General features: G+C 69.6%; 14 protein-coding genes. 9 read left to right on the top strand and 5 right to left on the bottom strand.

Annotated elements, in window-relative coordinates:
* The first annotated feature begins 276 nt into the window (after positions 1 to 276).
* From rpmH to IE252_RS26955, 9 genes are all read left to right on the top strand, one after another.
* Positions 277 to 414: a 50S ribosomal protein L34 gene (rpmH, locus tag IE252_RS26995; protein ID WP_006381191.1), complete on the top strand. Its 138-nt coding sequence runs from the start codon at positions 277 to 279 to the stop codon at positions 412 to 414.
* An 18-nt stretch (positions 415 to 432) separates the two neighbouring features.
* Positions 433 to 804, top strand: coding sequence for a ribonuclease P protein component (gene rnpA, locus IE252_RS26990; protein WP_190092052.1), 372 nt, complete (start codon positions 433 to 435; stop codon positions 802 to 804).
* Positions 801 to 1,136, top strand: a complete 336-nt coding sequence (gene yidD, locus IE252_RS26985; RefSeq protein WP_101389154.1) for a membrane protein insertion efficiency factor YidD — start codon at positions 801 to 803, stop codon at positions 1,134 to 1,136. Before rnpA ends, yidD begins: the two co-directional genes overlap by 4 nt.
* A gap of 3 nt (positions 1,137 to 1,139) precedes the next feature.
* Positions 1,140 to 2,426, top strand: a complete 1,287-nt coding sequence (yidC, locus tag IE252_RS26980) for a membrane protein insertase YidC (protein WP_190092051.1) — start codon at positions 1,140 to 1,142, stop codon at positions 2,424 to 2,426.
* 14 nt (positions 2,427 to 2,440) lie between these two features.
* Entirely contained in the window at positions 2,441 to 2,950 is a 510-nt protein-coding gene (locus IE252_RS26975) for a Jag family protein (protein WP_190092050.1), read from the top strand.
* 110 nt (positions 2,951 to 3,060) lie between these two features.
* Positions 3,061 to 3,780 carry a 16S rRNA (guanine(527)-N(7))-methyltransferase RsmG gene (gene rsmG / locus IE252_RS26970; protein ID WP_190092049.1) on the top strand — a complete coding sequence of 240 codons (720 nt, stop codon included), beginning with the start codon at positions 3,061 to 3,063 and terminating at the stop codon, positions 3,778 to 3,780.
* A gap of 279 nt (positions 3,781 to 4,059) precedes the next feature.
* Positions 4,060 to 5,139 (top strand): ParA family protein, encoded by a 1,080-nt coding sequence (locus IE252_RS26965; RefSeq protein WP_101389158.1) that lies wholly within the window; start codon positions 4,060 to 4,062, stop codon positions 5,137 to 5,139.
* Entirely contained in the window at positions 5,136 to 6,239 is a 1,104-nt protein-coding gene (locus IE252_RS26960) for a ParB/RepB/Spo0J family partition protein (protein WP_190092048.1), read from the top strand. Before IE252_RS26965 ends, IE252_RS26960 begins: the two co-directional genes overlap by 4 nt.
* 331 nt (positions 6,240 to 6,570) lie before the next feature.
* Positions 6,571 to 7,188 carry a GNAT family N-acetyltransferase gene (locus IE252_RS26955; RefSeq protein ID WP_190092047.1) on the top strand — a complete coding sequence of 206 codons (618 nt, stop codon included), beginning with the start codon at positions 6,571 to 6,573 and terminating at the stop codon, positions 7,186 to 7,188.
* Between the two features lie 99 nt (positions 7,189 to 7,287).
* Here the strand turns inward: IE252_RS26955 and trxA are convergent, their stop codons facing one another.
* The 5 genes from trxA to IE252_RS26930 all read right to left on the bottom strand — a co-directional run bounded on the left by trxA (position 7,288) and on the right by IE252_RS26930 (position 12,209).
* Positions 7,288 to 7,620: a thioredoxin gene (gene trxA / locus IE252_RS26950; protein WP_190092046.1), complete on the bottom strand. Its 333-nt coding sequence runs from the start codon at positions 7,618 to 7,620 to the stop codon at positions 7,288 to 7,290.
* 52 nt (positions 7,621 to 7,672) lie between these two features.
* Entirely contained in the window at positions 7,673 to 8,635 is a 963-nt protein-coding gene (trxB, locus tag IE252_RS26945; RefSeq protein WP_190092045.1) for a thioredoxin-disulfide reductase, read from the bottom strand.
* Positions 8,636 to 8,740: 105 nt separating this feature from the next.
* The gene (locus IE252_RS26940; protein ID WP_190092044.1) at positions 8,741 to 9,721 is read right to left on the bottom strand and encodes an anti-sigma factor family protein; all 981 of its coding nucleotides are present in this window, start codon (positions 9,719 to 9,721) and stop codon (positions 8,741 to 8,743) included.
* Positions 9,718 to 10,431: an RNA polymerase sigma factor SigM gene (sigM, locus tag IE252_RS26935; RefSeq protein WP_190092043.1), complete on the bottom strand. Its 714-nt coding sequence runs from the start codon at positions 10,429 to 10,431 to the stop codon at positions 9,718 to 9,720. The genes IE252_RS26940 and sigM overlap by 4 nt, the downstream gene beginning before the upstream one ends.
* Positions 10,432 to 10,481: 50 nt before the next feature.
* Complete coding sequence (locus IE252_RS26930; protein ID WP_190092042.1) at positions 10,482 to 12,209, bottom strand: protein kinase family protein; 1,728 nt, start codon at positions 12,207 to 12,209, stop codon at positions 10,482 to 10,484.
* Positions 12,210 to 12,282: the final 73 nt, after the last annotated feature.

Genomic DNA, 12,282 nt, shown 5'->3' with positions numbered 1-12,282 from the left:
CGACTGACGTGGTTCAAGTTGTTGTCCACAGGCTGTGCACAGTGGGCCCCGGGAAGAGGCTGGTTTGACCGGATGGCGTAGTCGCGCGTACCGTAACCAGGTCGAGTTGTCGATGGCTGCTGCCGCCTGCCTCCGATGGGCAAAGATCACGGTCTGTGATCGTGAAGCGGTGCACTCGGGCGTATTGCGAGCTTCGCGAATTGCGAGCTTCTCGTGGGCGCACGGTGACAGCCAGGCGATGTCCCGCCACCACCGAATCATTTCTGGAGCCCCCGAGTGAGCAAGCGCACCTTCCAGCCGAACAACCGTCGTCGCGCCAAGACCCACGGCTTCCGCCTGCGGATGCGTACCCGTGCCGGCCGCGCCATCCTCGCGAACCGTCGTGGCAAGGGCCGCGCCAGCCTGTCCGCCTAATCGCATACAGGTCATGACGTGCTGCCTACCGAGAATCGGCTGAGGCGGCGCGAAGACTTCGCGACCGCGGTACGCCGAGGACGCCGGGCCGGTCGCCCGCTCCTCGTCGTCCATCTACGCAGCGGTGCAACGGACCCGCACGCGCCTGGGGAGAGCGCTCCCCCGACGCGTGCGGGTTTCGTCGTCAGCAAGGCCGTGGGCGTAGCGGTCGTCCGCAACCTGGTGAAGCGCAGGCTTCGCCATCTGATGCGCGATCGGCTGTCCCAGCTGCCCCCCGGTAGCCTGGTGGTCGTACGAGCATTGCCCGGCGCGGGCGATGCCGATCATGCACATCTGGCCCGAGACCTGGACGCCGCCTTCCAGCGGCTGCTGGGAGGGGGTGCGCGATGAAGTACCCGCTGCTGGCCCTGATCAAGCTGTACCAGTGGACGATCAGCCCGCTGCTCGGGCCCGTCTGCAGGTACTACCCGTCGTGTTCCCACTACGGATTCACGGCCATTGACCGGCATGGCGCGGTGAAGGGCACGGCACTGACCGCCTGGCGCATTCTGCGGTGCAACCCGTGGTCGCCGGGCGGCGTGGACTACGTCCCCGAACGCAAGCGCCCTCGTTGGCACGAGGCGCTGCGCAATGCCTGGCGCGGCGACAAGGGCGGGCACTTTGCCGCCGAGACCGAGCCCAGCCCGGCCGCAGAGACCTCGCCCAATGCTCAAGGAGCCTGATTAGTGGACACGATTGCCAGTCTGTTCAGCTTTATCACCACCCCTGTTTCCTGGGTCATCGTCCAGTTCCACCGGCTGTACGGCGCGATCTTCGGCCCGGACACGGGCTGGGCCTGGGGACTGTCCATCGTGTCCCTGGTGGTGCTGATCCGGATCTGTCTGATCCCGCTCTTCGTGAAGCAGATCAAGTCGACCCGGAACATGCAGGCGCTCCAGCCGAAGATGAAGGCGATCCAGGAGCGCTACAAGAGCGACAAGCAGCGTCAGTCCGAAGAGATGATGAAGCTGTACAAGGAGACGGGCACCAACCCGCTCTCCTCGTGCCTTCCCATCCTGGCGCAGTCGCCGTTCTTCTTCGCGCTCTACCACGTGCTGTCGGGCATCGCGAGCGGCAAGACCATCGGCGTCATCAACCAGCCGCTGCTGGAGAGCGCCCAGAAGGCGCACATCATGGGCGCCCCGCTGGCGGCCAAGTTCACGGACAGCGCCTCCAAGGTCGAGAGCCTGGGCGCCACGCTGACCGACGTCCGCGTCGTGACCGCGATCATGATCGTGCTGATGTCCGCCTCGCAGTTCTTCACCCAGCGCCAGCTGATGACGAAGAACGTGGACCTCTCGGTGAAGACGCCGTTCATGCAGCAGCAGAAGATGCTGATGTACGTCTTCCCGGTCATGTTCGCCGTGATGGGCATCAACTTCCCCGTCGGTGTCCTCGTCTACTGGCTGACCACCAACGTGTGGACCATGGGCCAGCAGATGTACGTGATCAACCAGAACCCGACGCCGGGCTCGAAGGCGCAGGCCAGCTACCTGGAGCGGCTGAGCAAGAGCATCGCCGCCCACAGTGACGTCCGCGGCAAGCGCCGTCGCGCCGTGGTCCAGGCGATCGTGGCCAAGGGCCCGGACCGCAACGACAACGAGCGCAAGTTCATCACCGGCCTGGCCAAGCAGGGCTTCGCGGCCCAGGCCGACGGCTCCGTGGTGAAGAGCGAGGCCACCGCGGCCGAGGCGGAGGGCAGCGGGCCCAAGCGGCAGCAGCCCAAGCGCCAGACCAAGGCCCAGCGCCAGTCCGGTGCGGTCGCCCAGCAGGGCACGGCCGACGCCGAGGAACCGGCGAAGACCTCGCTGGACAAGGGCACGTCGGACGAGGGGTCCGGGGCGAAGCAGGACGCGCCGCAGGACGCCAAGTCCAAGCCGGCCGCCAAGCCGGCCTCCGGTACCGCACGCAGCAAGGCCCAGTCCGGACAGCGCAAGGGTCAGCAGCGGCCCAAGCACCCGTCCAAGAAGTAAGAAGGAGTCCATCCGTGACGGAAGGCACCACCCCGGCCGCCGAGGGTGTCGACACCCTGTCCCGCCTGGAGCAGGAGGGGGAGATCGCCGCCGACTACCTTGAGGGCCTGCTCGACATCGCCGACCTGGACGGCGACATCGACATGGACGTCGAGGCGGACCGTGCCGCGGTTTCGATCATCAGCGACTCCGGCAGCCGTGACCTGCAGAAGCTCGTCGGCCGTGACGGTGAGGTGCTGGAGGCGCTCCAGGAGCTGACGCGACTGGCCGTGCACCGGGAGACCGGCGACCGCAGCCGTCTGATGCTCGACATCGCCGGCTTCCGGGCCAAGAAGCGCACGGAGCTGGCCGAGCTGGGTGCCAAGACCGCGGACGAGGTCAAGGAATCCGGCCAGCCGGTCAAGCTCCAGCCCATGACGCCGTTCGAGCGCAAGGTCGTGCACGACGCGGTCGCCGCCGCCGGTCTGCGCAGCGAGTCCGAGGGCGAGGAGCCGCAGCGCTTCGTCGTCGTGCTCCCCGCCTGAGCGGTTCCTTGCTTGTTCGGCCCCGTCTGTTCGCAGGCGGGGCCGATCTTTGTCAGCCTGATAGTCAGCCACCCCAGCGCGGGAAGCGCGGTACGGAAGGACGGTCCCCCGTGACGGAGGCAGCAGCAGAGCTTCCCCAGGCGCCCGAAGAGGCGCGCGCGGTATTCGGCGAGTACTTCCCGGAGGCCGTCCGGTACGCCGAGCTGCTCGCGGACGCGGGAGTCAAGCGCGGCCTGATCGGTCCGCGCGAGGTGCCCCGGCTCTGGGAGCGCCACCTGCTCAATTGCGCCGTGCTCTCCGAGGTCGTTCCGGAGGGCGTCACGGTCTGCGACGTCGGCTCCGGGGCCGGGCTGCCTGGCATCCCGCTGGCGCTGGTCCGCCCGGATCTGAAGATCACGCTCCTTGAGCCGCTGCTGCGGCGCACCAATTTCCTCCAGGAAGTCGTGGAGCTGCTGGGTCTGGACCATGTGACCGTGGTGCGCGGCCGGGCAGAGGAGATGCTGGGTAAGGTGCAGCCGGTGCACGTGGTCACGGCCCGTGCGGTGGCCCCGCTGGACCGGCTGGCCGGGTGGGGCGTGCCCCTGCTGCGCCCCTACGGCGAGATGCTGGCGCTCAAGGGCGACACCGCCGAGGAGGAGATCCTGGGTGCGCGGGCCGCGCTGAGCAAGCTCGGTGTGGTGAACACCTCAGTGCTGCACGTCGGCGAGGGCATCGTGGACCCGCTGTCCACGGTCGTGCGGGTCGAGGTCGGGGAGAGCCCGGGCGGTGTGCGGTTCGCTGCCAAGCGCGCCAAGGCCGCCAGGACCGGCCGCACCAGGCGCCGCCGCTGACCCGCGGGGCCCGCCGAGGGGTGGATGCTCCATAGAAGGCACGATACGTACGCATTTCGGAGTGTCGTAACGATCTGACCGCAGGCCGCGTGCATCGTGTTTCACGTGAAACGTCGCTCTCTGCTGCATGGAATCATCAGCCGCGGCCATAATGCCGCGCCGCGCGACCGCAAGCCCTTGGGCGGGGCCCTGGAGTCCCCCTCACGGGCTACGGAGTTGTCCACAGAGCTGGATTCATCCACAGAAGAACGGGCCTCGCTGGTTCACGACCCCGAAAGCATGGCAGGCTCTGTGCATTGCGAGCCTGAAGTCGAGGAGAGTGAATCCTTGCGGTCCGACGCCAACATCGCGGGACCGATGACCGATCCGGTCCCCGGTCCCCGTACCGAGTCGGCGGGGGAGGATGTTTCACGTGAAACACCGCCCCCGATGGACGACACCCCCATCGGTCGTGCTGCCCAGCTGGCGGTGGAAGCTCTCGGCCGTGCCGGCGAGGGGCTGCCCCGGCCGGAGCAGACACGCATCATGGTGGTCGCCAACCAGAAGGGCGGCGTGGGAAAGACCACCACCACGGTCAATCTCGCCGCCTCGCTGGCGCTGCACGGTGCCCGGGTTCTGGTCGTCGACCTCGACCCGCAGGGCAACGCCTCCACCGCGCTGGGGATAGACCACCACGCCGAGGTCCCCTCGATCTATGACGTCCTGGTGGAGAGCCGACCGCTCTCCGAGGTCGTCCAGCCGGTCCGGGACGTGGAGGGCCTCTTCTGCGCCCCGGCCACGATCGACCTGGCCGGTGCGGAGATCGAGCTGGTGTCCCTGGTGGCACGGGAGAGCCGGCTGCAGCGCGCCATCCAGGCGTACGAGCAGCCGCTGGATTACATCCTGATTGACTGCCCGCCGTCCCTGGGACTCCTCACCGTCAACGCGCTCGTCGCCGGTGCCGAGGTCCTGATCCCCATCCAGTGCGAGTACTACGCGCTGGAAGGGCTGGGCCAGCTGCTGCGGAACGTCGATCTGGTGCGCGGGCATCTCAACCCCGCACTGCATGTCTCGACGATCCTGCTCACCATGTACGACGGCAGGACCAGGCTCGCCTCCCAGGTGGCCGACGAGGTGCGCAGCCACTTCGGCCATGAGGTCCTGCGGACGAGCATCCCGCGATCGGTCCGTATCTCGGAGGCTCCGAGCTACGGCCAGACGGTGCTCACCTATGACCCGGGCTCCAGCGGCTCGCTCTCGTATCTCGAAGCCGCTCGTGAGATCGCACTGCGCGGTGTCGGCATCAATTACGACCCGACGACGCACATCCCCGCGGGCATTCAGAACAACCAGCACAGCATGTCGGAGGGGATCCAGTGAGTGAGCGACGTAGAGGTCTGGGGCGCGGGCTCGGTGCGCTGATCCCCGCCGCCCCGCAGGAGAAGCCCGCACCCTCGATGGGGACGGCCTCCACGTCCCCGGCGGCGGTGCCGATGCTGACGGCGGAGCGCGGGGTGGCGGCGGCGAAGGTGGCCACGCTCGCGACGCCTTCCGTTTCACGTGAAACATCGGTGCCGGTCCAGGCGCCCGAGCCGACGGCACCCCAGCTGAAGGCGCCCGCCGGGGCGTACTTCGCGGAGCTGCCGCTGGACTCGATCACGCCCAACCCGCGCCAGCCGCGTGAGGTGTTCGACGAGGACGCCCTCGCCGAGCTCATCACCTCCATCAAGGAAGTCGGACTGCTCCAGCCTGTCGTCGTACGGCAGCTGTCGTCCGAGCGCTTCGAGCTCATCATGGGTGAGCGGCGCTGGCGGGCCTGCCGTGAGGCGGGCCTGGAGCGGATCCCCTCGATCGTGCGGGACACGGACGACGACAAGCTGCTCCTGGACGCCCTCCTGGAGAACCTGCACCGCTCCCAGCTGAACCCGCTGGAAGAGGCGGCGGCCTACGACCAGCTGCTGAGGGACTTCGAGTGCACGCATGACCAGCTGGCCGACCGCATCGGCCGGTCGCGCCCGCAGGTCTCCAACACCCTGCGCCTGCTGCGGCTCTCGCCGCCGGTTCAGCGCAGGGTGGCGGCCGGGGTCCTCTCGGCGGGCCACGCCCGGGCACTGCTCTCCGTCGACGACTCGGACGAGCAGGACCGGCTGGCGCACCGCATCGTGGCTGAGGGGCTTTCGGTGCGGGCGGTCGAAGAGATCGTGACCCTGCTGAACTCGGAGCCGAAGAGCACGGCCAAGGCGAAGGGCCCGCGCGCCGGGACCCGGCTGGCGCCCGCGCTCTCCGATCTGGCCTCCCGGCTTTCGGACCGCTTCGAGACGCGGGTGAAGGTCGACCTCGGCCAGAAGAAGGGAAAGATCGTCGTCGAGTTCGCTTCGATGGACGATCTGGAGCGGATCCTCGGCACCCTCGCCCCGGGCGAGGGACGGGTCCTCAACAAGGGCCTCGCCGAGGAGTCCGAAGAGGGCGACGACGCCTGAGCCGGTAACCCACTCACCGTCTGAGCCACGGCAGTTGTCGTGAAGGGCGGGCTGTGTTCCGATGCATACAGGAACACAGCCCGCCCTTTGCTGTTGTGCGGTATCCGCACCGACGATGGGTGGATACGATGCGTTCTGGTATGGCACATCCACCTTGGGCCACTTCGGAGGGAGGGCGGGGAGCCATGCGAACGGTGAGCCGTACCCGTCTGGTGACAGCGGGGCTGGGCCTCGGGGCGGTAGGCGGATTCGTCGGCGGCCTCCTCCGAGAACGGAGTGCACTGGCAGCCGCCCAGGGGGCGGCAGGCGAGGGAAGCGAGGAACAGCCTTCATGGGGCGTCGGCTTGCACCGCTCACGCTGGACAACCTTCCGGACCTTCCCAAGCGCTGCCGCGCCTGTGTCTTCTGGGAACTTGACCCCGTCAGCGGAGAGGCCGCGATAAAGGCGGGAACGCCCGAGCTCGAAAAGGAAGCCTGGATATCGGCGGTGCTCCTGGAGTGGGGCTCCTGCGGCCGGGTCGTCTACGTCGACGAGGTGCCGGTGGGCTTCGTCCTCTACGCCCCGCCCGCGTATGTGCCGCGCTCCACAGCGTTCCCGACCAGCCCGGTGTCCCCCGACGCGGTGCAGTTGATAACGGGGTGGATCATGCCCGGGTACCAGGGCCAGGGGCTGGGGAGAGTGATGGTGCAGACGGTCGCCAAGGATCTGCTGCGCCGGGGCTTCAAGGCCATCGAGGCGTTCGGGGACGCCCGGTGGCACGAGCCCGCGTGTGTGCTGCCCGCCGACCATCTGCTCGCGGTGGGCTTCAAGACCGTACGGCCGCATCCCCGGCATCCCCGGCTGCGGCTGGAGCTGAGGACGACGCTCTCCTGGAAGGAAGACGTCGAGCTGGCCCTGGACCGGCTGCTGGGAGCCGTCCAGAAGGAGCCCGCCCTGCGGCCGCTGTAGAGCACGCCCCCTGGGTTGCAGGAGAAAGCGAACGGGCCCGGACCCCCCGAGGGGGCCGGGCCCGTGGCGTTGTTTCACGTGAAACAACGCGGCTGGGACTTACGCGCCGATGAAGCCGTCGAGGTCGCGCAGAAGAGCGGCCTTCGGCTTGGCGCCGACGATGGTCTTGGCCACCTCGCCACCCTGGTAGACGTTCAGGGTCGGGATGGACATCACGCCGTACTTGGCGGCAGTGGCCGGGTTCTCGTCGATGTTGAGCTTGACGATCTCGATCTGGTCGCCGTGCTCCGCCGCGATGGCCTCCAGGGACGGGGCGATCTGGCGGCACGGGCCGCACCACGCGGCCCAGAAGTCGACGAGCACGGGCTTGTCGCTCTTGAGGACGACCTCGTCGAAGTCGGCGTCGGTCACGTTCTTCAGGGTGCCGGCCACGGCAGCCTCCTTGCGGGTGGGGTGAGGGGGGTGGGGAGGGAGGTCAGATGGTTCAGACGGCGGCCGCGGTGGCCTTCTCGTCGTCCGCGAGCGCGGCCAGGAAGCGCTCGGCGTCGAGAGCGGCGGAGCAGCCGGTACCGGCGGCGGTGATCGCCTGGCGGTAGGTGTGGTCCACCACGTCACCGGCGCCGAAGACACCGGTGAGGTTGGTGCGGGTGGAGGGCGCCGCGACCTTGAGGTAGCCCTCGTCGTCCAGGTCCAGCTGGCCCTTGAAGAGCTCGGTGCGCGGGTCGTGGCCCACGGCGATGAAGAGGCCGGTGACCGCCAGCTCGGAGGTCTCGCCGGTCTTGGTGTTGCGCAGGGTCAGACCGGAGAGCTTCTGGTCGCCGTGGATCTCGGCGACCTCGCTGTCCCAGGCGAACTTGATCTTCGGGTCGGCGAAGGCGCGCTCCTGCATCGCCTTGGAGGCGCGCAGGCTGTCCCGGCGGTGGACGATGGTGACCGACTTGGCGAAGCGCGAGAGGAAGGTCGCCTCCTCCATCGCGGTGTCGCCGCCGCCGACCACGGCGATGTCCTGGTCCTTGAAGAAGAACCCGTCGCAGGTGGCACACCAGGAGACGCCGCGCCCGGAGAGCTTGTCCTCGTTCGGCAGGCCGAGCTTGCGGTGCTGGGAGCCGGTGGTGACGATCACGGCCTTGGCGCGGTGGACGGTGCCGGCCGTGTCCGTGACGGTCTTGATCTCGCCGCTGAGGTCGACGGCCACGACGTCGTCCGGGAGCAGCTCGGCGCCGAAGCGCTCGGCCTGCGCCCGCATGTTGTCCATGAGGTCGGGGCCCATGATCCCGTCGCGGAAGCCGGGGAAGTTCTCCACCTCGGTGGTGTTCATCAGCGCGCCACCGGCGGTGACGGCGCCCTCGAACACCAGCGGCTGAAGCGACGCACGCGCGGTGTAGAGCGCGGCCGTGTAGCCGGCCGGCCCGGAGCCAATGATGATCACGTTACGGACGTCGCTCACGGGTTTCTTCCTCGTCTCTGCGGACTGCCTACTGCCTACCGGGGCCCGGTCCAGGACTCTCACCCCACCCAACGGATCCTACGGGGCGAGCATTCCCGGGGCGTCTTACCGAACGGGATAGGCGTGGGTCAGCAGCAGCTTGCCCTTGCCGTGGGGCGCGGCACTCTCGCAGGCCGCGTCGACGACGTACGCCTGGACCTGCGACCTGTCCGTGGGGTGGGGAAGGACGACGAGGTAGGCACGGGTGCCCTGGTATTCGCCGGTCTCGGCGGCGAGCGGGGTCTCCGAGTCCCGGCCGGTGCCCGCCTGGACGCACGGCGGCACGTCGACGCCGGCGGCGAGCTTCGGGGAGTTAGGGGAGTTGGACGTGATCCCGACGTCCGGCCCCTTGCCCGACGGGGAGGTCCCGGAGCTCTCCAACATGGGCCGGGAGGAGAGCAGGCTCTTCACCTGCCCGGCGAGGGAGGAATCCGAGAAGACGGCCCCGGGCTGCTGGCGGGAGGTGACGTCGGACTTCCCGGCGTGGGTGTCGTCGGACGTCTGGAGCGTCTGCACCAGGAAGACGCTCACCCCGATCGCCGCAGCCCCGAAGACAGCTCCGAGCACAGCCGTGCGGCGCCGCCGAGGGGTCCGGGAACGGCCGGGCCCGGTGGCCGCCCTGGGGCGCCCGGCCGGGCGGTCCGCCGCAGGGGCGTCGGCAGGGGTGGAGCCGAGCGATGTTTCACGTGAAACGTGCGCCGCGGCGTCGGCCGACTCGGTGCCTAGGGACGCTTCCGTTGTGACGGATACGGCGGTCGCCCCGACGGGCGTGGCCGTCTGTGGGGGCGCCGTGGCGTCGAGGAGGGCTTCGGCGGCCAGCGCCGCGTCGATCCGGCCCGCGACGTCGGCGGGCATCCGCGGCGGCCCGGGCAGGGTGCCGAGCAGCTCGCGGATCTCCGTCAGCGAGGCGTGCACGTCCGCGCAGAGGTCGCAGCCGTCCAGGTGGCGCCGTACGTCGGCGATACGGGAAGGGGGCAGCAGGCCCTCGTGGAGGTCGGAGATCTCCGAGACGTCCGGGTGCTGAGTCATGTCGGCCGTGGATGTCACGTGCGCCCACCTCCGCCCTTCACAGCAGCAGGATCATTCGGTCCTGCGTCCCTTGGTCCCGACGCAGGTGGGACGGATGTCCCCGGCGTCCGGTTCCTTCCCCCACCCGGCTCCTGGCTATCCCCGGTATCGCCGGTATCCCAGCGCAGATGACTGAGCAGGGGTTGAAGCCTTGCCCGGCCCCGGGCGCAGCGGCTCTTCACGGTCCCCACCGGCACGTCCAGGACCTCCGCCGCCTCCGCCACCGGATAGCCCTGCATGTCGACCAGGACCAGGGCGGCGCGCTGTTCGGCCGGGAGCGTCCCCAGCGCCTTCACCAGCTGCCGCTGGAGGTCCTGGCGCTCCGCGGGGGCCTCGGCCGACTCGTGGGGCTCCAGAAGCAGCTCCAGGCGCTCCGCGTCGTCGACCGGCGACGTCTTGCGGGACGCCGCCTTGCGGGCCCGGTCGAGGCAGGCGTTCACGGTGATGCGGTGCAGCCACGTCGTGACGGCCGACTGGCCGCGGAAGGTGTGTGCGGCCCGGTAGGCCGACACCAGGGCGTCCTGGACGGCGTCGGCGGCCTCCTCGCGGTCGCCCAGCGTCCGCAGGGCGACCGCCCAGAGTCTGTCCCGGTGGCGGCGGACGAGCTCGCCGAACGCGTCGGGGTCACCGTCGACATGGCGGGCCAGCAGGTCCTGGTCGCTCGCGTCGCCGTATGTGGCGTCGTCCAACGGTGAGCCTCCTCCCCGCGCTGTCGGATCTTCCTGACGGACCTTCCGGATCAGCCGGTGAACTTCACGTCTGTTATGGCCTGCTTGTAACCCGGGTCGCTGAATTCGTCGTTCGGCGCGTACGGCGCCGCCGTGATCCACAGGAGGACGTAGCGGGTCTTCACCGGCTTCGCCGCCTTGAGGGCGGCCGCGGTGTCGCTCGTCGTCGTGGTCGCGATCTGCTTCATCGACGCGACCGGCGCACTCGACGACAAGGAGTCCGCCGCGTACAGCGCCAACGTCGTGTGGTCGCCGCCGTACCGGAGCCCTATTGACGCCCCCGACACGTCCTTTTCGGACCCGAGGTCGTAGACGATGCCCACGCCCTCCTTGTAGGGAGCGAGCTTGGGTCCGCCCTTGTAGCTCTTGGAGCGCCAGTACGTGGCGGTGCTGCCGTCGTAGGTGTTGCCCACGTCCTTGGCGTTCTGCAGTTTGCCGTCGGGGGCGTACTCCTCCGCGCCCTGGATCCGCAGCGGCACCGGAGCCTTCGGCTTGTCGCCGTCGCTCTTGTTCGGCTGCTGGGACGTCCCGGACTCGCCGGAGCCCTTGTCGTGGCCCAGGACCTTGTCCGCGAGCTGCCAGCTGCCGAGGCCGAGCGCGGCGATCAGCAGCGCCGAGACGGCCCACTTGATCGCCTTGCCGGTACGGCCCTGGAGCGCGGGCGGCGGGGCCGGCACGACCTGGGTGACCGCCGGGTGCGGGCCCGCGGGCGGACGGCCGTAGGTGCCCTGCTGGTAGGTGGTGCGCTGGTACTCGGGCGGCGCGGTGAACGCGGGCTCCGGCGGGCGGATCCGCGGCATCGCCGAGACGGCCTTCACCAGCTCGTCCGGCGTGGTGCAGGCCGGCTCCTGGCGCGAGGCGGTGGCGCCGTCGTTGGCCAGCGCCCGCATGGCGAGCTCGGACAGGCCCCGGTGGACGCCCGCGCGCACCTGGTCGGGAGCGATCAGGCCGACGCCCTTGGGCAGCCCGTGCAGGCCGTAGGCGTCGCTGTCGTACGGCCAGCGCTGGGTCAGCGAGGCGTACAGCAGCGCGCCGATCGCCTCCGTGTCGGTCCGCTGGGGGGTGTCGGAGGTGATGCCGCGCAGCGCGGCGTTCACCGCGAGCCCGCGGATGCGGTACTGCCCCGAGGAGGTCCGCAGGACCGCGCCGGGAGTCAGCCGCAGATGCGCGAGGCCCTCGCGGTGGGCCGCCGCCATGGCTTGGGAGACCTGGGTGACCAGCTGGTAGGCGTCGTGCGCCTCCAGCGGGCCCATGGCCAGCAGCGCGGTCAGCTCGGTGGCGTCCGGCAGCCACTCGTGGACCACGTAGACGAGGTCGTTCTCCTCCACCGCGTCCAGCACCTGGACGAAGCGCGGGTCCCCCAGGAGCGCGGACGAGCGGGCGGCCGCCAGCACGGAACGCGCCCGCGGGTGGTCCGCCGGGAGCAGATGGACCCCGACGGCGCGGCGGAGCTTTTCGTCGACCGCACGCCAGCTGCTGAAACCGTCCAGACGGGTGACGCACTCTTCGAGCCGGTAGCGTCTGGCGAGCTTGTGGCCGCTGTGCAGCTCCGGTGTGGCGATGGAGGGCTCGGTGGGCTTGCGTTCACCGCCCGTGTCGCCCGGGCCCTGCTCCGCCGTGTCTGCCGTGTCGATGGATTCCGCCACCCCGTCGGTCGTGGCCGCGTCCGCCTTGGCGGTCAGCGGGTTGTCGCCGCTGTTGTCGGCCACGTCGACGGCAGCCGTGCTACGTTCCGCCACCGTCGTTCCTGCCTCCCCATCCGTTGCGTGCTGTCGGCCAGCCATGCAAAGTCCTGCCAATTGTGCCCACAGT

This window comes from Streptomyces melanogenes (assembly GCF_014649795.1).
Classification (GTDB): Bacteria; Actinomycetota; Actinomycetes; order Streptomycetales; family Streptomycetaceae; genus Streptomyces; species Streptomyces noboritoensis.
This window is presented reverse-complemented; position numbering and strand designations above follow the sequence as displayed.

Coding starts and splice junctions, on each gene's coding strand:
- IE252_RS26955 (WP_190092047.1), top strand. CDS start 6,571: ATGGGGCGTCGGCTTGCACCGCTCACGCTGGACAACCTTCCGGACCTT.
- IE252_RS26965 (WP_101389158.1), top strand. CDS start 4,060: ATGGCAGGCTCTGTGCATTGCGAGCCTGAAGTCGAGGAGAGTGAATCC.
- yidD (WP_101389154.1), top strand. CDS start 801: ATGAAGTACCCGCTGCTGGCCCTGATCAAGCTGTACCAGTGGACGATC.